Raw genomic sequence first — 26,995 nt, 5'->3', positions numbered from 1 at the left:
GAATGCCGAGTTCCGATCCCTATCTATTGCAAGAGTCCGCGATCAAGGAGCCACCCACGAAATTGTGGGATATGCTCTCCTACATCGGACCAGGTTTTATCCTTTCGGCTTCCATCGTCGGTTCCGGGGAATTGATCGCGACCACAATTGTGGGGGCTCGAGCTGGCTTCATCCTGATGTGGTTCATCATCTTCAGCTGCTTGGTCAAGGTGGTCGTGCAGCTTGAATTCGGCAAGCACGCGATTGGAACTGGTGAGTCAACCATGGCGTCGCTCAATACGCTTCCGGGGCCACGTCTGGGACAGGCGAACTGGTCGATTTGGGTGTGGTTGCTATTGATGATTGCCAAAATGATGCAGGTGGGAGGCATCGTGGGGGGAGTGGTTTTGGCGTTGGTGCAGTTTTTTCCAGCCATGTTGCTGATGCCCTATAAAGCGATTGCAACCTATGCGATAGCCGCGTCGGTATCGCTGCTGATCTACAAGGGGTATTACCTGCTGATCGAGAAAGTATCCCTCTTGATGATCGGTGCTTTCACGCTGTTCACCTTGGCTTCACTCATCGCATTGCAAACCACCGATTTCGCGATTACTTCAGGTGAATTTGCCTCGGGGCTAATTCCATCGATTCCCACCGAAACGGTACTCTTGTTGGCGGCGATTGGCGCCTTCGGTATCACTGGCGTGGGGGGCGACGAGATCATGGCTTACAACTACTGGCTGATCGAGAAAGGGTATGCCAAGTATACCGGGCCGGTGAACGACTCCCGCGACTGGGAGCGTCGTGCCAAGGGCTGGATTCGCGTCATGTACTGGGATGCGATTCTGGCCATGGTTGCCTACACATGCATGACGGTCATGTTCTATCTCTTAGGGGCAGCGGTGTTGAATCGACAGGGGCTCGTTCCGGCGGGAGATGAACTGATTGCCACTCTGGGAAATATGTATACCGAATCGCTGGGGCCGTGGGCGCGCAACGCCTTCATCTGTGGGGCGATCATTGTGCTCTATTCGACACTGTTCGCTGCGTTAGCGGCGTGGACGCGCATGTTTGCGGATGCGTTGGGACGCGTCGGCTGCTACGACTTTCAGAACCTTGCCTCTCGGCGGAGGGCGATTGCGATAGCGGCTTGGGTGATTCCAGTGGGGTGGGCGACCTTGTTCCTGCAGATGAAGAATCCGGCTCTGATGATCATCTTGGGCGGGTTAGCTACCGTGGTCATCCTGTTGATCGTGGTCTATGCCGCACTCCATTTCCGCTACCGTCGCTTGGATCGCCGCTTGCTGCCAACGCGTTTGTACGATTTTACGCTCTGGGTTAGTTCGGTCGCCATTTTTCTAGTGGCTGTGTATGTCGTTTATGACAACGTCTATATGCCAGCCAAGAAACTACTGTCGCCGCCCACGGTGACGGACGTAGCCGAGTAGGGGCAGCCAGAGATAATTGCTCGAAGTGCAACGACTTGTTCTGAGGGGGAGTGCGCCTTGACTCCGCGAAAGAGGTGTTCTGGCCGTACACCACACGGTGCGAACGGGCGGAGTTGCAATGCACGGCATTGCAATGCAGGCCGGCTCGCTAAGTGGCGGGGCGGTTTGATCATCCAATGCGCGCGATGTTGAGAGCGGCAGAAAGTCGGAACGCTTGGTACTCGGAACGCTTGGTACTCGGAACGCTTGGTACTCGGAACGCTTGGTACTCGGAACGCTTGGTACTCGGAGCGTTTGGTATTTGGAACGTTTGGTATTTGGAGCGGCCACAGGGCCGGCGGTTAGCGACGGCCACGTACCGTTGAACAAGCTCGAAGGCGAGTTGGGAACCGGAGTTTCTCTCTGGCGCGCAGTCGGGTTGTGAACTGCCCGCTTGTGAGCTGTCGGCCGAAAGCTTCAGGCGGGAAACTGTAGGCCGGAAACCGTAGGCCGAAAGCAAAACGCGTTTCGAAGACATCCTCTTATCCAGCGGTCTAGAAGTCCCCAAATGGATTGCCACCGGGGGCCGCTTCAGGGGTGGTCGGCGTTGGAGCAAACGGATTGACCATGTCTCCGCCGGTCGCGTCACCGGCAGCCCCTGTACCGAAGGGGTTGTCGGTCGAACCGGAAGTGGAATCGTTGTTGCCAAAGCCGCCGAAGATGTTCGTGGCTGGAGTTGCCTCGGTCTCGGCCGCGGGGGCCTCTGAGGCGGCGGGTTGGGGGGCCACGTCTTCGGTGATGACTGGCGTAATGAGCGTTGGCATATCCGCACCGGGAGCTCGCAGGCATTGCACACGCCCATCTTTGGCGATGATGTAAGCCCGATCGTTGAGCGGATTGATAACCGCTTTGGAAAGTGGAACCGGAGCCGACTTGCCAACTAATTCACCCGTTTGGAGATCGACCGATACGGTCTCGTTGGCAGCCGTTCGACAGATTAAGTGAGAACCACAGACCGCGAGTGGTTCGGTGATTCCATGCAACGAGTTGCGCCACTTTTGCAAGCCATTGGTATCGTCGACTGCGATCAGTGTGCCGCTTTCGGTTGAGAAATATACCGTATCGCCGATGACCAAGGCTGGAGTAATGATCGGTTGGGCAGAGTGGAGTTCCCATTCGATGATGCCAAAGCGATCGGTGGTGGTGACTTTGGCTAATACACCATCCATGGTGCCTACATAGAAGGCACCATTTCCTGTTGCTAGACTTCCTAGGATTGGCGAAGAGGTCTGGAAACGAATCCATGCAGTAGGGTTTTTCGGGTTGTTGAAGACGAACATATAGCCAGCTCCCGACGCGATGGCGCAGAAGGACTGGTCCGCCAAGCTGACGGAACGCCCCACCGATCGTCCCTGGATGACGTAGGACCAAGGGTCGCGTTTTTCCGTGACACCGTAGGTATTCACAACGCCCTTGAAATCGCAAACGAAGGCTGTTTCATTGCAGATGGCAATCGTATTGGAGGTGAGCGATCGCATGCGCGTGACGCTGCGATGTTTGCCAGTCTCCCAGTCAAGCAAGTAGAGCTCCGCGCCGTGCAGCACGCTAATTCCCGCCTCGGATACGGCGGCCGGATAGGCGGGGGCGTCGGACTGTCCGCAATTGCTAGTCCACAGGAGATTTCCCGATTCCGCGTCCAGCGTTTGGACCAGTCCGTCGCTGGTCACCAAGACGAGTTTGATACGCGGAACGTTCAACTCTTCGACTTGAAAACCGGTGGGCTTGCCCGTCAAGCGAGCCGCCTGTTCGGTAGCTTGGGCTTTGGCACCTTCGATGCCAATGGGATCGCCATAGCGATCTAGTTTGGTAGCGGGGATGCGGATTTCCTGGCCAGCGACGCTGACTACTGCAAACTTGCGTGGATTGGTTTTCTCAACCCAAATGTGAGACGAGACGAGGCCGGCGCCGTAGCGTGGGAGTTGGGCTTGAGATCGCCAGGCAACTTCCAGTCCTAGTTTTTGGGCGTCAAAATCGCGCAGCTGAGCCCAGCTGGGAGTAGTCGTGATTGCGATAACAGACGCAACCATCCAACAAGCCATACGAGGTCGCATAGTCTCCTCCAGAGACAGTCGATAGGGAAAGGCAGATAAGCGATCGAACGATTCGGGTGGTCTTCGATCCAACGGTCGACGGATACTCTCCCGATTATAGTCGGAACTCTTCGCGAACGAAGTAATTGCTGACAGGTGTCCTCAAGAACTTGACCGCTACCCCACCCGGAAGCGGTGGGGCGTGGCAGGAGGACGCAGGTAAAGGCGTGGCGAGTCCAGGTAAAGTCGGTTTAATAACCGGTAAGGGTAGGAAATCCTCCGAAATCTTTTTCACAACAATACTTGTCATAATAGGCCCAGCCCCATATAGTTGAGGCGTTGGCAGTTGCTGCCAGCCTTCGACGGAATCTAATTGTGAGTTAGAAGTGTCAACCACCTGTTCGGACCATATTCGCCCTATCGACCAAGCTGTAATGGATTTACTCCGTCACGGCCGAGGGTTGACGGTGCAAGACTTGACCGAGCAGCTGGAGGTTACCGCGACCGCCGTGCGGCAGCGCTTGGAGCGTTTGGTCGAGGCGGATTTGATTGAGCGTGTTAAAGAGAGTGTGGGGCGTGGACGTCCCCAGTTTCGATACGTGTTGACCGCGATGGGAATGCGCTATGCCTCGGCCAACTACGCCGACTTAGCGACCGCCTTGTGGCAAGAGATTATCGACTTGCCCAACCCGCAGCAACGGGGGCGAATTCTCCGACGAGTGGCTCAACGCATGGCCCAAGGCTGGAAGCAAGTCGTGCCTCTTGACGGTAACTTGGATGCGCGGTTCGCTGCCGTGGCCGAGGAGTTGGGACGCCGCAAGGTACCAGCTGTCATACGAGAAAATGGCAATTTGCCGATCTTGGAGGTTCAAGCCTGTCCCTATCCTGAATTAACAGGTGGGGATGATAATCGACATTTGTGTGAGCTTGAGCAGGAAATGTTAAGCGAAGTGATTGGCCAAGCGATGCAATTGGACTGTTGTCGCCTTGATGGCCACCATCATTGCCAATTTCGTCCGGTTGAGGCGCCGACTCCGTGAGCGGTAAAACGCACACGGCACGGTCCGCCGGACGCTTACCAGGGATTGAAGAGCCTCGCGATTGGCGTTGAACACAACGCCGATTCGAACTCTCCAAAATCCATTAGTTTCATCGGGAGCGAATGCTCCATCACCAGTAGATAATTAAGACTACACAGAATAAAAGAAGATACTTTCATGAGCCATGTACTGAAAATCGAGAATCTTCACGTCAGCGTTGAAGGCAAGCCGATCCTCCGAGGCGTGAATCTCGAAATGAAGCACGGCGAGATCCACGCTCTGATGGGACCCAACGGTTCTGGCAAAAGCACGCTAGGGTTGGTGGTGGCTGGGCATCCCGGTTATGAAGTTACGCAAGGTTCCATTACGCTCGATGGAGTGGACCTGTTAGCCATGGAAGCCGATGGTCGCGCACGAGCCGGGATCTTCATGGCCTTCCAACGGCCTGTTGCCGTGCCGGGAGTGAAGATGGCGGATTTCCTGCGGCACGCGACTACCAACGTTCGCCGCCCCGATCGCAAAGAGGGGGAAGAGCTCATCGCTATGCGTGAATTCCGCAAAGAGCTCAAGGACAAAATGCAGCAGCTCAAGATGGATCCCGAGTTTGCTCGCCGCTATGTCAATGACGGATTTTCCGGCGGAGAGATGAAGCGTGCGGAAATTCTGCAATTGGCCATGCTACAGCCCAAGTTTGCAATTCTGGACGAAACCGATAGCGGTTTGGATGCTGACGCGGTGCGTTTGGCCAGCACGAGTATCGCAGAGATCGGTCGCGAAAAGATGGGGCTGTTGATCATCACCCACCACGATAAGTTGCTGGAGCACAATCCACCCGAATTCACGCACGTCATGCTCGGCGGACGGATTGTGGAAACCGCTGGCATGGAATTGGCTAAGGAGCTCCATGCCCAAGGCTACGATCGAATTCGCGCGGCTTACCCTGAAGCCGACCGAGCCAATCAAGAAATGATCAGCGACGAGAATGCAGAAGTTGCAGTCGGCTAGCGAGTCCTCGCTCATCCGACCTCCCTTCCCTACGGCATCATCAACTTCAATAAGAAATAAACTCATGGCAACCGATACCGCACTAGAAAATAACGAACAGATCGGTGAGATCAACAAATACGACTTTCGGACTGAAAGCAAGGCTGTTTTCAAGGCGCGTAAGGGAATCGATCGAGAGATCGTTGGCCAAATTTCCGAGATGAAGGGGGAGCCTGATTGGATGCGGGAGTTCCGTCTCTCCTCGCTCGATATTTTTAACTCCAAGCCGATGCCTAAATGGGGCGGAGATATTGCCATCGATTTTCAAGACATTTTCTACTACCTCAAGCCCTCGGAAGGCCAAGGTAAAACATGGGAGGATGTGCCGCAAGAAATTAAAGATACCTTCGAGAAACTGGGGATCCCCGAAGCGGAACGCAAGTTTTTGTCTGGGGTTAAGGCGCAGTTTGAAAGCGAAGTGGTCTACGGTTCGCTCAAGCAAGATTTGTCGGACCAAGGCGTCATCTTCCTCGATACTGACTCCGCAGTACGCGATCACCCCGACCTGGTTCGCGAATACTTTGGGAAAATCATTCCCCCGCACGACAACAAATTTGCTGCGTTGAATTCGGCAGTCTGGTCAGGTGGTTCGTTCATCTACGTTCCGCCAGGGGTGAAGATCGAGTTTCCGTTGCAGGCCTACTTCCGAATCAATGCGGAAAATATGGGGCAGTTCGAACGCACCTTGATCATTGTGGACGAGGGTGCGGAAGTGCATTACGTCGAAGGCTGTACCGCCCCGATGTATAGCAGTGAAAGCCTCCACTCCGCCGTGGTCGAAGTCATCTGCAAAAAGGGAAGTCGCTGCCGCTACACGACCATCCAAAACTGGGCCAACAATATCTATAACTTGGTTACCAAGCGTGCGATGGCCTATCGCGATGCAACCATGGAATGGGTCGATGGGAACTTGGGTAGCAAGTTGACGATGAAATACCCAGCTGTCTACATGATGGAACCTGGGGCACGTGGCGAAATCCTGTCGATCGCTTTTTCCAGCAAGGGCCAACACCAGGACGCGGGTGCTAAGTTGGTGCACGCAGCCCCCAATACGACTGGACAAATCGTTAGCAAGTCGATCAGCAAGAATGGTGGTCGCGGAAGCTACCGAGGGCTAGTTCGAGTCGAAAAGGGAGCGACGAATTCGAAGAATAGCGTCGTCTGTGATGCCTTGATCCTCGATGATCAGAGTCGCTCAGATACCTACCCTTACATCGAGATCATGGAGCAAGACGCCAGTGTCGGTCACGAAGCGAGCGTGTCGCGAATTGGGGAGGAACAGCTCTTCTACCTGATGAGCCGCGGGCTCAGCGAATCAGAAGCCAGCACGATGATCGTCAACGGCTTTATCGAGCCGCTCGTGAAGGAATTGCCCATGGAGTATGCGGTTGAAATGAACCGTTTAATTCAACTTCAAATGGAAGGCTCCGTAGGCTAGCGGACCTGTTCGCAAATTGACGCGTGAGCCGAGGCAGCCTGCTGCCACTCACGTTGGGGGCAGGGTTGAGCACATTGAAGTGGCAAACCCTGTCCGTCTATAAGCCGCGGCAACGCTGTTTCCGACAATCATTAGTAACCAATACGACTGCAAGAAGTTAGAGATTCATGACCACCACTGAGGCTCAGCCACAATCGATCAAGTTTGACGCAGAAGGGTTCGAACAGTTCCTCGCCGCAAGTTCCGAACCGAGCTGGCTGGTCCAGCGACGCCGTGATGCTTGGAAGAAATTCGAAGAACTGGCCTGGCCTGATCGCAAACAAGAAGAGTGGATGCGCAGCGATCTTCGCGGCTTTAAACTCGATAACTACGCTCTTGCAAGCAGCGCTGCAGCAGCGTCCCTAGATGAGGCCAATGTGCCGCAGTGGTTGGCAAGCGGCATCCAGCCTGCAGGAACCCTGCAAACGCTCAACGGACGCGTACTCCATTCCAACTTGGATTCCAAGTGGAGTGAGCGAGGCGTCTTGTTTGGTGATTTGAGCTCGCTGGCCAGCGAACACTCCGAAATTGTGGAACAGTACCTGCACACGGTCGTGGATCCGAACCAAGATCGTTTCGCCGCCCTGCACGCTGCGACGTGGAACGGTGGACAGCTGCTCTATGTGCCGAAGGGAGTTTGCATTGATCAACCGCTGTACGTAGCGGCTGGGATGAGTGATGGTGGATCCGATCAAGGGCATACCTTAATCGTTATCGAAGAGGGCGCCGAAGCGACCTTCCTCTATGAATGCAATAGCGATTCACCAACCGCCAAGGGGCTGCACAATGGCGCCGTGGAAATCGTTGTAAAACCAGGCGGACACCTGCGTTACGTGAACCTTCAGGATTGGGGACGCGGGGTATGGCATTTCGCACACCAGCGTGCGACCATCGACCGCGATGCGACGATCCAGTGGACGATCGCAGCCTTGGGGACACGCTTTTCCCAAGTTGGTCAAAGCGTTTCCTTGGTGGGTAAAGGAGCGCACAGTCAGGTCAATGGAGTACTGTTTACCCAGGGGCAACAGCAACTGACGTACAACACATTCCAGCACCACCAAGCTCCTCATTGTCGAAGTGATTTTCTTTACAAGTCGGCTCTGCAAGACAAGTCTCGCACTGTTTGGCGAGGAATGATCGGCGTCGATGCAGGAGCTCAAAAGACCGATGGGTATCAACGCAACGACAACCTCTTGCTGAGCGAGCATGCCCGCGCGGACTCCATTCCCGGCCTGGAAATACTCGCCGACGACGTGCGTTGCACGCATGGTAGTACGTCTGGGAAAGTGGATGAAGAGTTGATCTTCTACGCTCAAAGTCGTGGATTCACACGCAAGGAAGCGGTGCGCATGATCGTGACCGGGTTCTTCCAGCAAATTTTTGACCGCATTACGATCGAGAGTGTTCGCGAGTCGTTGGGACAGTCGATTGCTCGGCAGGTCCGTGAATACCAATAGTTGCCTGAGGGCAACTACTGAACGTGAACATCCCTCACTGACGCTGTATTGCAACCAGTTCTCCAGCACTGCTTGAGAACGCAACGTCCCCCTGCGACTCCGCGCCGACCGATGGGGAAATCGCTGGTCGGACCAGCACCGTGCGAGAGATAGCAATTCACGAATTTTGCATTCGAGCAACCTTTGTTCGTAGGGTTGGCGCTAGGGCGATCCTTTTTTGCTAGCTGAACCGCTTGTTTAGCCCCGTCGATCTGGTCCTCCCCTGGAGCACTTATTCCCAGTAATATTGGACGAGGTAGATCCTTCCTCGACCAAATATTCGACGGAATAGAAGGCCGTCAAACCACGAGTACGACGTTAGAACAAACCTGCTACTGGTCGTGCAGCTCGGTAAGAGTTTGAGTTCCCCCAAAAAAATTAAGATGCACTCACCAGAATTAAGATGCACTCACCAGAAAGAGTTTGAGCACGATGAGCGAATTTGTTGTAGCCGCGAAGACGAGTGACATTCCGCCCGGCGGAAAATTCTGTACCGAAGTCGAAGATCGCTTCGTGGTGATCGTTCACTTGGGAGACGAGTACTATTGTCTAGACGATGTCTGTACCCATGACGGAGGCCCTCTGGGGGAAGGCGAGTTGGATGGCTTCTGCCTCGTTTGTCCGCGTCACGGCGCCAAATTTGATGTGCGGACAGGGGAGCCAACCTTGATGCCCGCAACGGAACCGACCGCTAAGCACGAAGTGCGTGTCGAGGGCGACTCCGTACTAGTGCGAATTAACGGTTAGGCCATGGGCACCGCGATGCCAGCCAATTCGAGGACCTCGGTGCTCTCACAAACTCCGTCGAGTTTAATGCCGTACTGGTAGTAGCACTTTTCTTTGAGTCCCAGTGTGCGGATTCGTGGGGGATACTGCTGTACGATCTTGCCTACGACTACCTTGTCTGCAAGGCCTTCCATCATGACGCGAATGTAGATCTGCTCGACCGAGAGTTGAGTTTCTGTGATCAGCCGCACACCCACTGGTGAAATATTGTCGATCCAAGAACGCAGAGCCTGCAAGCAACCTTTGGAATCTCGATAGATTGTAGTGGCGGCTGTCCTCAGCTCGGTCCGCTCGAATTCGCGACGCGATGGCTTGATTGGATTGGGATTGGACGTTGTCACAGCGGCGTTTTCCATCTCGTTTAAGAACGGCATTGAGAGCGCATCGAATTGCTTTCGCGCTTCATCCAAAGTCTAGAACGCATTGACGCAATGGGATTTCTTGGCTCTCTAAATCGGGTATTTGTACGAGCCCATAAGTGCTGCCGTTCCGATTCGAGCGGTTGAAGCGACTGAAGCGGGGGGGCGGCAGGCAATCTACGGGCAACGCTATGGCTGTCACTCGACTTCCGCGCCCCGCATCAATCCTGGTTCCCCGGGGGGGATGCAAGGCAATGGGCTCGCCTCTTGAAGTCGTCTCAGGACCGCCGGACAATTTTCTCCATTCCTGAGTCGCGGCTGAGCTGTGAAGCGTCGGTGCGTCGAGCCACCCCACCTAGCTTCAATGTGGCGATGTTACTGCTAGGTAACGTGCTGCACCGGAGTTCCTGCTCAGACGACTAATGATTTAGCGGGCATTGCGTGAGGCCAGGAAATCGGCCGGTATGGAGGCATAGGTTATTCAATACCGATACCCAATACCGATGACCTACGGCAGGTCATAGTTTTCTTCGAGAGCTTCCGCAATGTCTGGCGCTACTGCACCGGCGGCAATAGCTCGGTTCAACATGCCCATTGCTTGCTCGGCCATGCGGCCGTTGGTGGAAGACTGAGTCAAGGTGTACGCCGCTTTTTGAGCATTAGAGATTGGATTCTGAATATCGAGTTTTAAGTCTTGGAAGGCATACACCAACGCGATGGGGATTGTCTCCGTGGAATACTCCTTCCTCTCTCCTCGCAATCGAATGACGATGTGGTCCGCATCACCTTCCACAAAAGAGATAACGGTTGAGCTCCCGATCTGCAACGTTTCTGCTCCTCCCATCGTCGTGATAGCCTCGACCAGGGCTGTGTGGGCTGCTTGTGCAAGATTGTTGAGCTCCGTCAGACGCTTTAACTGCTCTTTTTGCTCCTGAGACTGCGCCTGAGCACCCGCTTGGGTTAACTCCTCTGTGGCAACAGTGTAGTCACGCGTTTGGATGCTTTGACGAATGCCTTGCAGTCGTGTCTTCCACTGTACTTTCTCTTGGTCGGACAGCGGCGCGCCGGTGGAATTGGCCATCGGAGGAGTGTTTGCCATGCTGGGATTCGTGGCGGGCATTTCCACGGGGACTGGGGCAGTGAAAGTATCTTCCATGGGGGTGGGGGGAGTTGAAGTCACGGATGGGGTGGGGGCAATACTCGGCTCCATGGTCGCGGGTGCGACAGCCTGCGGCCCCGCTTCCAATGGCTCAGTGGGAGTAAGTACCTCGTTCGTGAGTCCGGAGACTTGGGGGAGCCCGCTTCCACGCGGCGGTTCTGGGGGGGGCGGCAGAGGTGTCTGCGGTGCATTCTGCGCAATCGCGGGGGGCGTAGCAAAGCGTTGCTGAACCAGAAACATGATGCCAAGCAGGATCCCGACGCCAGTCAATACTCCGCCAAGCAGCCACACCATGGAGTTTTGACGCTTGCTCCGCAGCTTCTTGGCAAGCTTTTGTGTCTCCTTCATCGACGTCGCCCGTGGTGCTTTGGCGGAACCAATTTCAAATTTCCCAGGCGACGCAGTCGGGGCGTCGGCGGCTAAGGGCTCCGGTGATTGGTCCTCTTCATGGCCATCCGCATTCCGTTGCTGCTCCAAGGGCTGCATAGGTTGGACGGAATCGGGGCGCTCAGTTGAAGGGGGAGCGGTTTTGAGCAATTGCAGCAGTTGTTCAAAGTCCTCGTCGCGCGTCATGGGGGAAATCCCCGAACTCGAGTGCTCAAGGAAGCTCGACATATTGAACGCATCTGTGGGGGAGGCGTCAGGCAGAAGAGCTAAGAGGGGATCGCAATGTGCCAGCGACTTTTCCGTGACAGCTCCGCGCGGCACTGGCCCGCGACTACCGCTAGAGGCAGGCGAATCGGCAGCCGTTTCCACCAGTTGGGCGTGAACCTGGGGCTTTCGAAAAACTGCCTTCCACTGTTGGTCGTAGGCCAACTTTTGTTGGGAGTTAAGGAGATATTTGCGGCCAAGTGCAGCAATTCGGCGAAGGCGTTCGGACCTATGCTTCGCTTGAGGGGATCCCTGGGCGTCCGTTGGCTGTACCGCCTCCGCTTCCACCCTCGCGATTGCTTGCTCGATTCGGACCGCATCACTCTCCAGTGCTGGGAGGGATAGTAGCTGGTACAGATTCGGCAGAGAGCGATTCCCGTTGGGCGTGGCTGGCCTCTGATTCACGACAAACACTCCAATTACTTCATTCACATCGCACGAGGGAAGGCAGTGCACGAGTATAACGCCTGACCGCCCAAGCTCCAAAACTCCAGGAGCAAATGCTGTGAAAGTCGAATAGTGCCAGCATTAGCACTTTCTCGATAAGAATTTCTCGATAGGTGCCATCCACATTTACAGGCATTGCCAGCAATGCCAGCGCCCCGATAGGTGCCAGCCATGTATGGCATTGCTAGCAAATTTAGGGGGAGGGATGGGGGCAAGCTAGCTATGGAGTAATTCTGAAATATGGATGGCACCTTTCAGGGGTGTTGCGCTAGCAAATTGGCGTTCATGCAGTAGCACTTGCTCGATAGGTGCTCGATAGGTGCCATCCACATTTACAGGCGTTGCCAGCAATGCCAGCACCCCGATAGGTGCCAGCCATATATCGCATTGCTAGCAAATTCAGGGGGATGGGCATGCTAGCTATGGAGAGTTTTTGAAATAAGGATGGCACCTATTGGGTTGTACTGGCGGGAGTCAAGGTCCAGGGGGATTGAGATAAGGGGCGTCTGAGTCGCGGCGGAGGCGGGAAATCGATCGCTGTCCAGTGGTTCCAGCGAGCTGATCCCTCCCGAACGTTTGAGAGTATCTGCTCAAGTGGTCTTCGCATTGATCGTCAACTGCACGGGGGGCAAACTAATTACAATGAATGTTCGGACTCCTTTTCTTGGGCCCTGTGATTCGCAGACGCTGCTGGGGCGGCTCATGCAGAGGGGGTGATTTAACAAGTGTTGGTATTGGGCAAAGATAGATCAACTATGCGTACACAACTCTCTTTCTGGGGCCTACTGCCTCTGATGACTCTGATATGGCTCCCACCGCTTAGTTGGGGGTATGAGAAGCCAAGCGGCGGTGCTGAGTCAGCGGAGCGGGCTCAGTCGCCCAAGGGAGAGGGGGATGAGGCTGAGTCTCCCACGACTCCCTTCCATGTTTCCAGTGTGGAAACGGTGGGAGCTGTTGAAATCCATGGCCAGCGAGTTGAGTATCAAGTTGAGACGGGCACCTTTGATCAGACCTCTGATTCCGGAGAGGTGAAAGCCAAGGTCTTTTTCGTCGCCTACACACGCGTTGGACTGGAGGGCCGTACTCGACCGGTGACTTTTGCTTTCAATGGTGGACCTGGTAGTAGCAGTGTGTGGTTGCATCTGGGCATGTTGGGCCCCAAACGAATTGTCTTCCCCGAGGACGCCTCTCCTCTTCGTCCGCCGTATCACCTCGAGAATAACCCACATTCGTTACTCGATATTACCGACTTGGTATTCATCGACCCGGTGAGCACGGGCTTTAGTCGCCCCGCTGAAAAGGAGGATAAATCGCAGTTTCACGGATACCAGGAAGACGTGCGGAGTGTCGGACAATTCATTCATGATTGGACCAGCCACGCCAGTCGTTGGGAAAGCCCCAAATTCTTGTTGGGAGAGAGTTACGGTGGTATTCGAGCGGCTGGCTTGTCGGAGCACCTTCAGTCTCGCTACAACCTTGAGCTGAATGGAGCGGTGGTGATTTCAGGCGCCATCAATTTCCAAACGCTGCGATTTGGAAATGGCAATGACCTCCCCTACATCTGCTTTCTACCAACCTATGCAGCCACTGCTTGGTACCACCAAGCTTTGTCAGAGGATTTGCAGGCGTTGCCGCTGGACGAAGTCGTGGCTCGTGCTGAGGATTTAGCGCTGGGGAAGTACGCTGACGTGTTGCTGCGAGGCAGTTCAGCCACACCGGCCGCCGTGACTGAAGTGGTGCAGGAGCTCAGCCAATTGACAGGCCTTAGCGAAACGTATCTGAGACGCAGCAATTTGCGTGTGCCCATGTCGCATTTTGGGAAAGAGCTATTGCGAGATGCGAACCGGACCATCGGTCGCTTTGATTCGAGATACAAGGGCATCGATCAAGATTCGGTGGGAGCTCAAACCGAGTATGATCCCAGTGGTGCGGCCATCTTCGGGCCCTTTACGGCAACGATGAATCAGTACTTGCGTGAAGAATTGAAATACGAACAGCCACGAACTTATGAGATTCTGACGAACAAAGTCCATCCGTGGAACTACGATACCTTTACAGGGCGTTACGTCGACGGAACGGAGTCGTTGCGAGAAGCGATGACTGCCAATCCCTTTTTTAAGCTCTACGTCGCTTGCGGCTACAACGACTTGGCCACACCGCATTTTGCCATGCAATACACGCTCGACCACCTTGGACTGGATGAATCGCTGCGCAAAAACGTCACGGTCAGTCGCTTCGAAGGGGGCCACATGATGTACATCTATGAACCCTCCATGGAACGTTTGCGAGACGAGCTGGTGAAGTGGTACTCGGAGGCGTACTAACTCGGATCGTGCGTGCGGCCCAGTCCTAGCCGGCCTACGGGCCCTCGTTCTGCAAGCGTGAGTGGCCCGGAGAGATCGCGATCGTGTCCACCCCGACTCTCCCTCAAGGGAGAATTGGGGCTCAAGGGAGAATTAGGCGCGGGCCCGCAGAGGCCCGCCTTGGACTACTGTTGCTTACACCAAACTCTCAATGATTTTATTGAGTGTCGGGCTGGGCCGCATGGCTTGGGCGACTTTGTCCTCATGGGGATGATAGTAGCCGCCTAGGTCGACTGCGGCGCCTTGCACTCCGTTTAACTCTTCCACAATTGTCGCCTCTTCCGCAGCCATGGCAGTAGCAATTGGAGCGAAACGCTGCTTCAGCTCCGAGCAGTTGTCTTGGTTCGCCAAGGCCTCTGCCCAGTAGAGTGCGAGGTAGAAATGACTGCCGCGATTGTCGAGTTCTTTGACTTTCCGCGATGGCGATTTGTCGTTGTCCAGGAATTTTCCGGTGGCTTGGTTGAGCGTTTCGGCGAGGACGGCGATCTGCGGCTGACCGGTTTTATCGGCCAGGTCCTCCAAGGAAACAGCAATGGCCAGGAACTCTCCTAGGGAATCCCATCGCAAGTGATTCTCTTGGATGAATTGCTGCACGTGCTTGGGCGCCGACCCCCCTGCCCCGGTTTCGAACAACCCTCCTCCGGCAAGTAGTGGAACGATGGATAGCATTTTGGCGCTGGTACCGAGCTCCAGGATGGGAAAGAGATCGGTGAGGTAGTCGCGAAGTACGTTGCCGGTTACCGAAATTGTATCTAGCCCAGCCCGTGCGCGCTGACAAGCATGCTTGGTGGCGTCGATTGGCGCTAAAATCTGGATGTCCAATCCGCTGGTATCGTGGTCCTGCAGGTACTCATTAACTTTGGTAATAAGGTTGGCATCATGAGCGCGTTGTGGGCAGAGCCAGAATACGGCGGGGGAGCCGGTGGCTCGCGCGCGGCTAACGGCCAGACGCACCCAGTCGCGTACGGGAGCGTCTTTCGTTTGGCAAGCTCTCCACACGTCCCCTGGTTGAACGCGGTGTTCCAGCAGGATTGTACCTCTTTGGTCAATTACGCGGACAATCCCGGCTGCTGCGATTTCAAACGTTTTATCGTGGGATCCGTACTCCTCGGCCTTTTGCGCCATCAGCCCGACATTGGCCACGTTCCCCATGGTGGTTGGATCAAAGGCGCCATGCTCTTTGCAATCCTCGATGGTGGCCTGGTAAACTCCCGCGTAGCATCGGTCCGGTATCAGCGCTTTGGTGTCATGCAATTTACCGTCGGCTCCCCACATCTTGCCAGAGGTGCGAATGGCGGCTGGCATCGAAGCGTCGACAATGACGTCACTGGGAACGTGCAGGTTGGTAATCCCCTTGTCGGAATCGACCATCGCCAGTCGAGGACGTCCGGCGTAAACGCTGGCCATGTCGGCTTCGATCTCGGCCCGCTTGGCTTCAGGCAAAGTGCTGACTTTGGCGAGCAGATCACCGAGACCGTTGTTGGGATTGACTCCCAGTTCTTGAAAGGTAGCTGCATGCTTGTGCAGCAACTCTTCGAAGTAGACGCTGACGACATGTCCAAAAATGATTGGATCGGAGACCTTCATCATGGTGGCTTTGAGGTGCACCGAAAGCAGCAGGTCTTGTTGGCGAGCCTGCTCGATTTCCTTCTTGAGATAATCACGCAGAGCCTGGCGGCTTAGGACGGCCGCATCAAAGATCTCTCCCGCTAGGAGTGGGATGACCTCTTTGAGGACTGTTGTTTCACCATCGTCGGTTACCAACTCAATGCGAACTTGAGTTGCCTCAGGGACGATGCACGATTGCTCGCTACCGTAAAAATCGCCTTCCTGCATCGACGCCACGTGACTTTGGGAATCGGCAGACCATGGGCCCATCGAATGCGGATGCTGTTGCGCGTAGCGTTTAACCGGAGCGGCTACGCGGCGATCCGAGTTGCCTTCCCGCAGGACTGGATTGACCGCGCTGCCGAGGACTTTGGCATAGCGACCGCGCGTCTCTCGCTCGGAGTCGTTTTGAGGATCGGCCGGAAAATCCGGAATATCGAAGCCCTGGGATTGCAGTTCCGAAATGGCTGCGACCAGCTGCGGTATGGAGGCGCTGACGTTAGGCAATTTGACAATGTTTGCCTCTGGGCTCTTGGCCAATTCTCCGAGTTCCGCCAGTGCATCCACAACGCGTTGTGATTCGGTGAGACGCTCTGGGAAATTGCTGAGGATTCGACCTGCTAAAGAAATGTCTTTGACCAAATACGATACGCCGACAGACTTGGTGAATGCGCTCAGAATGGGGAGTAAAGATTGCGTCGCGAGGGCGGGAGCTTCGTCGGTATGGGTGTAAATGATCGTGGCAGGTTTGGACATAGTTGGCTCAGATTGGGGAATGGAAAGAGGTCATGGGGGACGTCCGACTTAGTGTCGTGCGCAATAACTCCGTATTCGGAAGCAGCGGCTCGAAAGTCCTGACTGATAGCGACTGAGGCTTGGAAACCCCGTGGGGCTACTGCCATAGTTTAACAGTACACCGCTAATTGCAGTACACCGCTAAGCTAGCACTCCACGATTCGTTGAACAAGTTGAACAACATGTGGACACCGTTCATGCCCTGTTGAATCGCAGCAACCCATTGACCGTTGCTGGTGGAAATCGCAAGCCTCGGCGCGGGTACCGAATTCGGTCGCTGCCGCCTTTCGTGCGAAGGGATGGCGATTTAACTGCATTCTAGGTCTTAGCTCGACGGCTCTTCACCATGAGGCCCATGTGCCAACTGCCCTATGACGGCCATTGGCTCAGGCCAGTTCACGAGGCGGGCTGCGATTGCAGAAAGCGGCGGGGGCTGCGTTGCTATTTTTTGCTGAAACTGGAAAACGAACCAGCTCAACAAGCCTCTCAAGTTGGTCCCGACTTAATTCTTTGATCGATTCTTGGTCTGCCGTCCCAATTTTCGGATCAAAGTGAACTGTGCAGCGGTAACGGGTTGAACACTCAGTCTGGATCCTTTTTGGAGCAACACCATGTCGGCCAATTCCGGTATCTGCTTGAGTTCGGGAAGTGAAAGAATTTCTTGAAACGCTTCGACGAATTGAATATCGACCATGAACCAGGTGGGAGAATCGGGGCGAGATTTGGGGTCGTAGTGGGAGTCGCTCTGGTCAAAAGCGGTGTGATCGGGATAGCTCTCGCGAGCGATTTGGGCAATTCCTGCCACCCCCGGTGGCTTGGCATTACTGTGATAGAACAGGACGAGATCTCCCTTTTTCATATCATCCCGCATGGTATTCCGCGCTTGGTAATTGCGAACTCCATCCCAATGAGTCGACTGATCGGGGGCAGCGGCCAGGTCTTGGATGCTGAAGACATCGGGTTCACTCTTGACCAGCCAGTATCGTTTAGTGGGCTTGTTCATGGATTCGTTCCTCTGCTCTTGTGGTGTTCAAGATTCCCTTGGGGATGCAGGTTCTCTATTTTGATGAGTGCTAATGTTGTTCAATGTTCTATTGCGCCGACGCCATCTGTGCGGTGGTGTGCTGGGTGCTGCCCTCAGGCTGCTGCATGCTGCGGCGGAAGATGGAGCGCGGGACATGATTGTGACGGATTGGGCAAGCATTCCAAGGCCATGGCCATGCATCCGCCGTCACTCTTCAGCTTTTGCAGGCTGGAAAATCGGTTGCGACTTGGCTAGCGGTCGGTTCTCGGCAATAATCAGGATACCAGAGTAGTCGATGTCCCCACTGCATCTGTCCCCATTGCATCGAGGCTGCGGTTTTCCACCTGCTCGCGCAATGTGCAGTGGGCCGTGACCCGGCAGCTTGTCCAGGCGATAGGCTGAGTCGTGTCTGATGTAATTTCCCACCTCACAAACCGATTGAATTGGCTCAATGCAGAACTACGCGCGGATCGGAATTTTTGGAATCTTGGCGCTTGTCGCCCTTCGGGTTGGCTGCGGTTGGCACTTTTATATGGAGGGGGCCAGCAAGGTTAAAAGTCATACCTTTTCCTCGGAAGGTTTTCTCAATGGTGCGAAAGGTCCTCTGGCTGGAAAGTTCCAGGAGCTGATTTGGGACAAGGACGGTAGTTTTCGTTTAAATCAAGAGACGGTCAACGCATATTTTATTGACGCGGCTGAGAAGTCGGCTGTCCATTTTGGCCTTACGGACGAGCAAAAAAAGCAACTCGACCGAGTCCGCCGCCGCTATGCCAATGTTGATAAAAATAAGCGATTTTCGGGCAAACTTAACGACGTCTACGACGAAGCCTCTGAAGATGTTTTCAAGTATTGGGAGAGCGTAGGACGACTGGAAAACATGGAAGACGCCGCACTCTGGACGCAAGTTTCCAGCCTACGTGGTCAAAAGGAAAAGATCGAAGCGGATCGCATGGCCAGCGTCAAACCCACGATGGCAGCGGTGGACGCCATTTGGAACCAGTACGAGGGGCAATTGAATGCGGTAGCCACACCGGAACAACTCCAACAAGCAGGCTATTTTCGGTTCAATCGTCCTGGGGAAGGAGTGCTAACGACTCGCACGGTGGATAAAATCATCCCGATTTTTGACATGGTTGTCGGCATCCTGCTAATGCTGGGTTTACTTACCCCTCTTGCAGCTTGGGCTGGGGCGTTGTTTTTAATTAGCGTCGTGCTTTCGCAAATGCCGGGCTTCCCTGGCACGGATCCGACTTACTTTCAAGCGGTTGAGGCGCTGGCCATGATTGTTCTGGCTACCACCGACGCAGGTCGCTATGCCGGGTTGGACTTTATTCCTTGGGCTTGGTGGCAGAGTAAAAAGAAGAAATCTCCCGCGACAACGACCGCTCCTGCGGCAACTTAAGTCGTAAGCCCTCCTTCAAACAGAACATTTAAATCAATCACTAGCGATATTGAGGATAAGCCATGCAAGCCCTGACCCCTGAGCAGAAGCAAGTCGGTCAAGACAATTTCAACGAGGCCGTGGGTGTTACGCGCCGCGATTTCATCAAAGGGGTTGCCGCCTCTGGTGCCGTTTCGGGTGCTGGCCTGGGAGCCATGTACTTTGGCTATGGAAATGTCACGGACCCTGTCCGCGTCGGTGTGATCGGCGTTGGCGACGAAGGAAATGTGCTGTTGGGCGGTTGTACGCCTGAGTATGTGCAAGTCATGGCGATTGCTGATATTCGCCCCAGCAGTATTCACCGCGCCTTCAACGGTGACTGGTCGAGCGACGCTGCTTTAGCCGCCCGCCCCGGTTTGGTTAAGCAATATGGCTATAGCTCCGAGGCGGAAGCTCGCAAAAATGTGAAGGTCTATACGGCCGAAAATGGTGGGATGGAAGCACTGCTCGATAACCCAGATATCGAAGCCATCATTATTGCTTTGCCTCTCTTTCTACACGCGCCAATCGCCTACCAAGCCATGTTGCGTGGGAAGCACGTGTTGACCGAGAAATTGATGGCTCACAATGTGGCTCAGTGCAAAGTCATGGCGCGGGCTGCTAAGGAAATGACTGCCTCCAGCGGCGATCCACTCCATCTGGCCACCGGTCACCAACGCCACTACAGCGTGCTCTACGACAACGCAGTGCATATGCTGAAATTCGGTTTGCTAGGGCAGTTGCACCACATTCGCGCCCAGTGGCACCGCGGTAACCTACCCGGCCGAGATAGTTGGCAAATGCCACTACCTGGCGGCGAATCGGTAACGATTGACGGCAAGAAGAGAACGGTCAATAAAATCGCTGACCAATTGGCCAGTTTCCGCCGTCAACTGGATGCTGCGACCGCCCCTGGCGATATCGCCGAATTATCACGGAAGGTAGCTCAATGGGAGCAGTGGGACGCGGATAAGGAGATCGATGCCGGCAAGCATGGCTATGAGAAAATGGATCTGTCCAACGGCAGCGTTCGCTCTGCCATGGAAGAGCTCTGTCGCTGGCGGCTGTGGGAGCGTACCGGAGGCGGCCTGATGGCGGAGCTCGGTAGCCACCAGCTCGATGCCTCCACCATCTTCTGCTCGGCCCTGCGAGAGGACGGTAAGAAGGCGCATCCTCTGACTGTGCATGCGGTGGGCGGACGCCATATTTTCCCCATGGACCGTGAGGCGGAAGATCACGTCTACTGCACTTACGAATTCCCTGGACCTGCCTATGACGACAAGTTCGATGTGGGGTACTACAACCCTGCCGAAAACTATCCTCCCAAGGGCAAGGGAGTTCCATCTTACGACGAAGATCCCAACAAGAAGATCGTGGTGACCTACTCCACCATCAATGGCAATGGCTTTGGTGGCTATGGCGAAGTCGTGATGGGGACGAAGGGAACTTTGATCCTCGATCGCGAAAAGGAAATCATGCTGTACAAGGATTCGGATACCGCATCCAAGGTCGGCGTGAAGAAGGAAAAGGGTGGTTATAGCCTCGACACCCAAGCTAGCGGAAGTTTTGCAGCGACGAGTGTTGCCAAGGCAGCCGTTGGTGAGGATGTCAGCCGCGGCTACACCGAAGAAATTGAACACTGGGCATGGTGCATTCGCAATCCAGCTCCAGAGAACAAGCCGCGTTGTTATCCAGAGGTTGCCATGGCCGATGCCGTGATTGCCCTATCCACCAACGTGGCTATGGCCAGGGGAGCCCGGGGCGAAGGTGGCTATCTGAAGTTCGAAGATTCCTGGTTCGATCGCGATAGCGACGAGACGCCTGATGGTAGCGATATCAAGCAGGAAACCGAGAGCATGAAGAACTGGAAGATGGTTTAACAGCAGGGTTTTCCGGAGGGTTAGCTGCAAGTTAAACGCTTGCAGTGGCCCTTGTTCGCTTGCAATCCAACGACGAGCCATGGTTTTTCCATGGTTCGTTTGCGTTGACGGCAACCGCGAGTTGACGGGGGACCGCTTGTGAAAAGCGCAATCCCCTGCGTGACGAGCTGTTAAAATAGTAACCCGCCGCGTCAGCAAGCAAAGGTGGTTGTGGCTACAAGGCAATTGGGAACGCTCCCTCCTCGTTAAAATTCCAATCGCTATTTAAATCCATAGCCTGGTGAGCAAGGAAGTATTGTTGCCATTACCTGGGAAATGAGAACGTTGCCGTCATGCCAAAAGCTACGACACTCCTGGTAACAAGTCGTAGGGCGAGGGAATGTGACCTGCGCCTTGCTCAGGCAGTGGGTTGCGATGGGAAGTTCTACTTTTCGATCAACCCAGGCCGTGGCTGAGAACGAGACTCTTATAAACCTTCTTCTGCCTTAGGGGGAGTCGCGCACTCGGAGAGAGCCCTCCTCCAGCCGTCTTGAGTCCAACGCTTCCGCAAAAGGGAGGGAGCACTTCGAGCTCATTAAACGGGGTCTCGGACTCACGGACGCTCAACGGTTGCTGGAGTTTGACCGGAGACATTGCGGATTTCTGTTGGTGAGTCCGCCCGCATCAAGAATTGAACTGTGGTACCACTCAGTCGTTTCTCTTCCATAATCCCGTTCCGAACGTAGAGCTGCAGAATCAATTCGCGAACTTCTTTCGGCTCCTTACCTTTCACCGTAAACGGCTCGAGCAGCGGTAGCGATATTTCTCCTTCCGCCGTGACCGGTACTGGAAATCCAGTTACTGGCTGGGACGTGCCAGCTTGAAGCACGGGAGGAGAGCCTTCGGCGGGAAGGAGTCCCGGGATGTAGATTGCCAAGGTGTCGCGAGGTTGCACGAGGAGTCGTCGCGCCTCAGCTTCTTCCCGTTTGATTCTGGTATCCTCGGCTCGAATTCGGTCTGGCCGTGCGAGGAGCTCCTGATAGTCCTGGCCGATCAGTCTGCCGGAAAGTAAGTAGATGGTTTGGACGTATAGTTCCGAGTAGAGCTGGCTGCTCTCTTCAAATCGCTCGAACAAATGGTTCTGGCGAGACCGATAGAAATTGTTCGAAATCCGAGGCTTTTCGGCCGCGGCAAACAATGTCTGTAGTGGGCCGGCTAGCTCACCAGCTAAGTTCAATTCGTCCACGAGATTCAGAGATGCAATCAGGGTATTGCATTGGGATGCTGAGCTTCCAACGTCTTGCAGCGAAGGTAGTTTGGGTGCTACCAAGTCTCGAAACGGTCCCCACTGTTCTCTCAGGATGGAACTCTGCACCAGGTCGCTGGCTGAGTCTTGCAGGATTCTTGCTAGGAAACGCAATACCTCTTCCGTTTGCCTTGGCGACAATGTATCGCCCGCAGTAGTAACCACCGAACGAATTACCATTAATGCATGGGCGCGGAGCTGGTCAAGATCCACTTGCGATTCGGCTTCGGAGGACAGCGTTGCAATCGCATGCGTGAGCATGGCGGCTCGAAACGGCTTGTCCATTCGCGTAGCGCTCTTATTGGTAAATTGGTAACGATAGGACACCGGCTGGGCCAGCCAAAAGTTTTGATCCGTAAGCTGCGGGTATTTTTCCAGGTGGCTCAAAATGAGTTTCTGGCAATCGTCGTTGACGAGTTCCGCTTCTTTTTCAAAATCCTTTCGGTCATTGTGCTGGCTCGCGACCAACTCGCTGCGATCGCGGAGGAGGCTCCGCAGCATGTTGGCCAAGGTTGGCTGAATCGCAATGTCGGTCTCTTGTTGGGAAGCGAAGATGGTGTCGGCCCAGTGGAGTAGAGGCTTCAGGGAATCGGGATTCTTACAACCAAACTCACGCAGAGTCGAAAAATCGACTGCAAGCAATTGGCCGCGTTTAGGCTCCGGCGCGGCTTTGAGGATTTGGGCGAAATGCACAAAGAACTCGTCGTCGGAGACACGCCACAGCATCGACAACCGCTCTTCCAAAGCCTCGGTTAGGGACGCGTTTCCCAAGACTTTAGAGAGGACGGGAATTGCCCGTTGCGCTTGGGCTGGGGTTAGTGCAGAATACAACCCAAAACGGTCTTGCGAGGACCACTTGTTGGCCCCTTCACGCTCTAGCTTGTCCAGGTAGCCGTAGGCTTCGACGGCAATATCCACCGCTTTCTTCTGATCAAAGCGAGCCACTAAGTCCTTCAATTCTCTGTCAATTAGTAGCCCGCTTTGAATATAGGTTGTTTGCAAGACCACTAACTTGCGGTCTTTAATGTTATCCAACGCAAGTCTAAGCTCTGTATTCTGATTCCAATCGTTGGCTGGTCTACGTGAGTTCCAATATCTGGCTCCGAACAATACTTGTGAAGCCAATGATTCGTGCAGCGAGGTTAGGGAAGCTCGCAATTCGCTCTGCAATTCAAAACTTCCAACGATACTAAGCAATGCCATTGACCGGTTTACGCTCCACTTCTTAGCCTGATATTTAATGCCAAGATTCGTCTCATGTTCATAAAATAATGGAGAGGCGTCCTCGATGTTGGCTGTGGCGACAGAGATCTCCGCAAGAGCGGGTTCGAGTTCTTTGGCTGCATGTGTCAATCGCCTTGCCAATGCTTCCAGCAATGGGACGCGTTCGTTGCTGCTCAGCTTTGGGTGAAAGTCTCGCGTTGAATTGAGAACCAAGGCGGCTTGGACCACCAATTGACTCTCGGCATCTTCGTCAGCGAGGACCGCGATAGCGCGTCGCACAATTTCATCTCTCATCAGTGTGTGCCATGGCCGATCGCCAATAGTTCCTTCGTTCTCCGCTAGCCAGAACTCTTCGTCGGTGAGACTCGGACACGCTACTAGTAGATCCAAAACCGCCTGCTGGCATTCTTTCGGGAAAATACGGTCTGGCCCATCGTCTTGCAGCATTGATTTGAGCGTGGAACTGACCACCGATCGCAGTGTTTGTTGTGTAGGGCTGCGATTCAGAGCATCCGATGCCCAGGCCAGGAATTCGCGGAGCGATGGGACGCCCATCACATCGCAGTGAGAGAGCGAATGGTGCGCACCCTGTAGAAACTCCTCGGTACGTTCGCTCGTTTGGAAGTTTGTCAACACTTTCGTCACATTATCGAAAAAGCGTCCACCGCTAGATTGATTCAAAATCCTGGTCGCTTCATTAAAGTGAGCAAGTTCTGCGTCCGCGGTCATTAGAAATTCAACGATCACGGGCTCGATCAAATCGCTGGCATTTTCGTCAGCCATGGCGGTGATGGCAGCCAGCGCTTGGCTGATTTTCTCACTGCTGCGTTCGAACTTGAGTCGACGGAGCCAGGTATCGAGGGAATCGCCTTCGTAAACAACGCTGCTCAGTCGTGGGTCCTCGGGAGCATTCGAATGCAGTGCGTCAGCGAAGTCATCGGCAGTTGGTGCTGTACTCGCGGGCGGCTTCGTCGTAACTTTCGCCACTACGGTCTCGCCATTGCGAATCGTGAATTGCTGGTTGGAGACTACAAAATTGTTACTGGGGGAATCGATGACGATCCTGTACTTGCCGCCTCGCAGTCGCGTGGTCTGCGTACCCGGTTCAATATGCAGCTCACTCGCCTCCTCGCCATCTTTGACGAGTTGAACTTGAACATCGGCACCTTCGGACTCGATGACCAGTTGCCCTTTGGAGGTCTCCAACACAAACAGGATACCGCCCCAGAGCATCGCGAAGCAGAGAGCTACCAAGCTCCAGGTCACGATGCGGCCTCCCCCACCGGCCTGGCGAGATTTTTTCCATTGAGATGCAGTTCGGCTCGCGGGTTCCGGAGTGATGTCCCGCTGCATTAGCGCAGGCATTGGTGGCTTGCCTGGTGCGACCTCTTCAGCCAGCGCTGAGGCGCGGGACAACATCGACTTGAGGTCGGAACCGTGGCAAAAAGGCTCCAACAACTCGGCCGCGTGCGCGGCGCTAGCCGGACGGTCCGAAGGCTCACGTGATAGGAATTCGTCGAGTAGTCTACTCAGCTCGGGCGGCACATCGCTGCGGAGCGTGGCGAGCTTGGGAGCTTTGTGAGTAGACAACAATCGCAGTTTTTCCAGTGGTGTTAAATCGGGCGCCGCCGCCAAGGGTGGGCGTCCGGTGAGCAATCGAAACAAGGTGGCTCCGAGCGAATACAAATCGGCGCGGTAGTCGACCGCACCACCTCGTTCCGCTTGCTCGGGGGCCATATAGTCGAGCGTTCCCATCAGTTGTCCAACTGTGGTGATCTCAGCCGACCCTGAATCCCACAATCCGACTTGGGCCAATCCAAAATCGAGAATTTTTACTTGACCATCGACGTCGAGCATCAGGTTCGAGGGCTTGATATCGCGATGCACGATGCCTTTCTCGTGCGCGTGCGACAACCCCAAGGCTGCTTGACGCACCATCTCGCACGCGTCGGCGATTGAAAGTTGATGTAGGGCCCGCGCAATGCGGCTGAGGTCGAGCCCATCGATGGCGTCCATGACCAAAAAATGGATGCCGTGCTCCTCGCCCGCGTCAGTTGAACGGACGATGGACCCGTGATCGAGCTGGCCGGCAGCACGCATTTCTCGCTCGAATCTGGCTACGAATTCAGGCAATCTCGCGGGGAGTGCTGGGAGCAATTTGATGGCAACCAGTTTGTCGAGCTTCTTGTGGCGAGCCAAGTAGACCGCTCCCATGCCTCCGCCACCGAGGTGCTTTAAAAGTTCGTACGAAGCAATAACGCCAGGGATGGCAGGAAAAACAAAAGAGCTATCCTCTTGAAGTCGATCCGGGGCTGGACTTTGCTTAGACACGGGAACCGGACCGAGCTGCAGTAGTTCGACCAGCGTATCGGGATCATGATCGATTACCGATGCCGTCTGCTCACATTCGGCGCACGCGAGCAAATGCCGCTCGAGCAGGTCCGAATCCTCTGGGTCGAGCTTACCAGCCAAGTAGTCTTTGAGGCGATGACGCGGTGGGCATTGTGTGGCTTGCATGATTGGTAAATCCTTGAGCACCATGTTAGCATTGACGGAGGTCGAGTTGGCATAGTCTCAAGAACGAAACCGGTGTGACAGCATTTTTGGGAGCCAGGCTGAAAGACGCCTCCCTGGCTGCATTAGGTGCGACCGGCTGCCAAGCGGGCGGATGTTATATTGTTTTCTGCTTCTCCGGCAGTGCCTGGGGATTAGGGAGAGAACATTCAGTGATCGCAATGGCTTTTATGGAATGACAGATGGCAGCTACCGATTCCTCGTCGACACGTTTGAGCTTGATTTCTCGAATTCGCGCGAATGACTCTCAAGCTTGGCAAGATTTGGTAGCTCTCTATTCGCCGCTCGTTGCCTTCTGGTGTCGCAAGCAGACCGTTGGCGAGTCGGAGATCAATGACGCGGTGCAAGAGGTGTTCTTTTCCGTTTCGCGGTCGATCGACGACTATCGTCCCAGGGAAAGTGGCGGAGGCTTTCGCGCTTGGCTGTGGACGATCACGCGGCATAAGATTATCGACGCCAAGCGTCGTGATGCCAGGTTTCCACCCGCCCAAGGTGGCAGTACGGCCCTGCATGCTTCGCAGCAACTGCCCGAAGAGCTCGACGAGGACGAAGATTCAGAGCGATTCGAATTCACCCAGTTGTTGCACCGGGGATTGGCTCAGGTTGAGAGTGAGTTTGAACCCAAGACGTGGCATGCGTTCTGGCGTTGCACTGTCGATGGTCAACCGGTAGCCGTCGTCGCCACGGAACTGGAGATTTCAGCCTCCACAGTCCGGCAACATCGCTCGCGAGTTTTGCGTCGCTTAAGGCAGCAACTCGGCGATCGAGTTTTCGAGGGAGGCAATGGCAACTCAGAGTCCTAGAGGTGCCGAATGTAGCCTACCAGATTGCGACTCGCTGAACATCGACAGCCTAGTCATCACATAG

The 26,995-nt window shown here is 54.8% G+C and carries 16 protein-coding genes; 10 read left to right on the top strand and 6 right to left on the bottom strand.

Annotation, left to right across the window (positions count from 1 at the left end; all coding sequences use genetic code 11):
• The first annotated feature begins 2 nt into the window (after positions 1–2).
• Positions 3–1,427 (top strand): Nramp family divalent metal transporter, encoded by a 1,425-nt coding sequence (locus tag Q31a_RS21210; protein ID WP_197355461.1) that lies wholly within the window; start codon positions 3–5, stop codon positions 1,425–1,427.
• Between the two features lie 533 nt (positions 1,428–1,960).
• Here the strand turns inward: Q31a_RS21210 and Q31a_RS21205 are convergent.
• Positions 1,961–3,517, bottom strand: coding sequence for an outer membrane protein assembly factor BamB family protein (locus Q31a_RS21205; protein WP_145082330.1), 1,557 nt, complete (start codon positions 3,515–3,517; stop codon positions 1,961–1,963).
• 365 nt (positions 3,518–3,882) lie between these two features.
• Between Q31a_RS21205 and Q31a_RS21200 the strand changes: the two genes are divergently transcribed.
• The 5 genes from Q31a_RS21200 (at position 3,883) to Q31a_RS21180 (ending at position 9,300) form a co-directional block, all read left to right on the top strand.
• A complete protein-coding gene (locus Q31a_RS21200; protein WP_145082328.1) occupies positions 3,883–4,536 on the top strand; it encodes a helix-turn-helix transcriptional regulator in 654 nt (217 codons plus the stop codon).
• 177 nt (positions 4,537–4,713) lie between these two features.
• Positions 4,714–5,541, top strand: a complete 828-nt coding sequence (gene sufC, locus Q31a_RS21195; RefSeq protein ID WP_145082326.1) for a Fe-S cluster assembly ATPase SufC — start codon at positions 4,714–4,716, stop codon at positions 5,539–5,541.
• Between the two features lie 64 nt (positions 5,542–5,605).
• On the top strand, positions 5,606–7,018 hold the full coding sequence (gene sufB / locus Q31a_RS21190; RefSeq protein WP_145082324.1) for a Fe-S cluster assembly protein SufB: 1,413 nt from the start codon (positions 5,606–5,608) through the stop codon (positions 7,016–7,018).
• 167 nt (positions 7,019–7,185) lie between these two features.
• Positions 7,186–8,514, top strand: a complete 1,329-nt coding sequence (gene sufD, locus Q31a_RS21185) for a Fe-S cluster assembly protein SufD (protein ID WP_145082322.1) — start codon at positions 7,186–7,188, stop codon at positions 8,512–8,514.
• Between the two features lie 471 nt (positions 8,515–8,985).
• On the top strand, positions 8,986–9,300 hold the full coding sequence (locus Q31a_RS21180) for a Rieske (2Fe-2S) protein (protein ID WP_145082320.1): 315 nt from the start codon (positions 8,986–8,988) through the stop codon (positions 9,298–9,300).
• Here the strand turns inward: Q31a_RS21180 and Q31a_RS21175 are convergent.
• Together Q31a_RS21175 and Q31a_RS21170 are read right to left on the bottom strand one after the other, a co-directional pair.
• Entirely contained in the window at positions 9,297–9,713 is a 417-nt protein-coding gene (locus Q31a_RS21175) for a hypothetical protein (protein ID WP_145082319.1), read from the bottom strand. The two genes, Q31a_RS21180 and Q31a_RS21175, sit on opposite strands and share 4 nt — an antisense overlap.
• A gap of 493 nt (positions 9,714–10,206) precedes the next feature.
• Positions 10,207–11,913, bottom strand: coding sequence for a hypothetical protein (locus Q31a_RS21170; RefSeq protein ID WP_145082317.1), 1,707 nt, complete (start codon positions 11,911–11,913; stop codon positions 10,207–10,209).
• A 797-nt stretch (positions 11,914–12,710) separates the two neighbouring features.
• On the opposite strand from Q31a_RS21170, the gene Q31a_RS21165 reads away from it, so the two are divergent.
• On the top strand, positions 12,711–14,279 hold the full coding sequence (locus Q31a_RS21165) for a S10 family peptidase (RefSeq protein WP_231690871.1): 1,569 nt from the start codon (positions 12,711–12,713) through the stop codon (positions 14,277–14,279).
• Between the two features lie 174 nt (positions 14,280–14,453).
• Here Q31a_RS21165 and Q31a_RS21160 read toward each other — a convergent pair whose 3' ends face one another.
• Positions 14,454–16,682, bottom strand: a complete 2,229-nt coding sequence (locus Q31a_RS21160; protein ID WP_145082314.1) for an NADP-dependent isocitrate dehydrogenase — start codon at positions 16,680–16,682, stop codon at positions 14,454–14,456.
• Positions 16,683–17,223: 541 nt separating this feature from the next.
• A complete protein-coding gene (locus Q31a_RS21155; RefSeq protein WP_145082312.1) occupies positions 17,224–17,724 on the bottom strand; it encodes an EVE domain-containing protein in 501 nt (166 codons plus the stop codon).
• A 472-nt stretch (positions 17,725–18,196) separates the two neighbouring features.
• Between Q31a_RS21155 and Q31a_RS21150 the strand changes: the two genes are divergently transcribed.
• Both Q31a_RS21150 and Q31a_RS21145 read left to right on the top strand, forming a co-directional pair.
• A complete protein-coding gene (locus Q31a_RS21150; protein ID WP_145082310.1) occupies positions 18,197–19,147 on the top strand; it encodes a hypothetical protein in 951 nt (316 codons plus the stop codon).
• 62 nt (positions 19,148–19,209) lie between these two features.
• Positions 19,210–21,045 (top strand): Gfo/Idh/MocA family protein, encoded by a 1,836-nt coding sequence (locus Q31a_RS21145; RefSeq protein WP_145082308.1) that lies wholly within the window; start codon positions 19,210–19,212, stop codon positions 21,043–21,045.
• Positions 21,046–21,637: 592 nt separating this feature from the next.
• On the opposite strand, the gene Q31a_RS21140 is transcribed toward Q31a_RS21145, so the two are convergent.
• Positions 21,638–26,071 carry a serine/threonine-protein kinase gene (locus Q31a_RS21140; RefSeq protein WP_197355459.1) on the bottom strand — a complete coding sequence of 1,478 codons (4,434 nt, stop codon included), beginning with the start codon at positions 26,069–26,071 and terminating at the stop codon, positions 21,638–21,640.
• Positions 26,072–26,310: 239 nt separating this feature from the next.
• On the opposite strand from Q31a_RS21140, the gene Q31a_RS21135 reads away from it, so the two are divergent.
• Positions 26,311–26,931: an RNA polymerase sigma factor gene (locus Q31a_RS21135; protein ID WP_145082304.1), complete on the top strand. Its 621-nt coding sequence runs from the start codon at positions 26,311–26,313 to the stop codon at positions 26,929–26,931.
• Positions 26,932–26,995 lie beyond the last annotated feature (64 nt).

This window comes from Aureliella helgolandensis (genome assembly GCF_007752135.1).
GTDB lineage: Bacteria > Planctomycetota > Planctomycetia > Pirellulales > Pirellulaceae > Aureliella > Aureliella helgolandensis.
The sequence above is the reverse complement of the archived record's forward strand: the minus strand, read 5'-3'. Positions and strand labels throughout refer to the sequence as shown.

Coding starts and splice junctions, on each gene's coding strand:
- Q31a_RS21210 (WP_197355461.1), top strand. CDS start 3: ATGCCGAGTTCCGATCCCTATCTATTGCAAGAGTCCGCGATCAAGGAG.
- Q31a_RS21205 (WP_145082330.1), bottom strand. CDS start 3,517: ATGCGACCTCGTATGGCTTGTTGGATGGTTGCGTCTGTTATCGCAATC.
- sufC (WP_145082326.1), top strand. CDS start 4,714: ATGAGCCATGTACTGAAAATCGAGAATCTTCACGTCAGCGTTGAAGGC.
- sufB (WP_145082324.1), top strand. CDS start 5,606: ATGGCAACCGATACCGCACTAGAAAATAACGAACAGATCGGTGAGATC.
- sufD (WP_145082322.1), top strand. CDS start 7,186: ATGACCACCACTGAGGCTCAGCCACAATCGATCAAGTTTGACGCAGAA.
- Q31a_RS21180 (WP_145082320.1), top strand. CDS start 8,986: ATGAGCGAATTTGTTGTAGCCGCGAAGACGAGTGACATTCCGCCCGGC.
- Q31a_RS21175 (WP_145082319.1), bottom strand. CDS start 9,713: ATGCCGTTCTTAAACGAGATGGAAAACGCCGCTGTGACAACGTCCAAT.
- Q31a_RS21165 (WP_231690871.1), top strand. CDS start 12,711: ATGCGTACACAACTCTCTTTCTGGGGCCTACTGCCTCTGATGACTCTG.
- Q31a_RS21160 (WP_145082314.1), bottom strand. CDS start 16,682: ATGTCCAAACCTGCCACGATCATTTACACCCATACCGACGAAGCTCCC.
- Q31a_RS21155 (WP_145082312.1), bottom strand. CDS start 17,724: ATGAACAAGCCCACTAAACGATACTGGCTGGTCAAGAGTGAACCCGAT.
- Q31a_RS21150 (WP_145082310.1), top strand. CDS start 18,197: ATGCAGAACTACGCGCGGATCGGAATTTTTGGAATCTTGGCGCTTGTC.
- Q31a_RS21145 (WP_145082308.1), top strand. CDS start 19,210: ATGCAAGCCCTGACCCCTGAGCAGAAGCAAGTCGGTCAAGACAATTTC.
- Q31a_RS21140 (WP_197355459.1), bottom strand. CDS start 26,071: ATGCAAGCCACACAATGCCCACCGCGTCATCGCCTCAAAGACTACTTG.
- Q31a_RS21135 (WP_145082304.1), top strand. CDS start 26,311: ATGGCAGCTACCGATTCCTCGTCGACACGTTTGAGCTTGATTTCTCGA.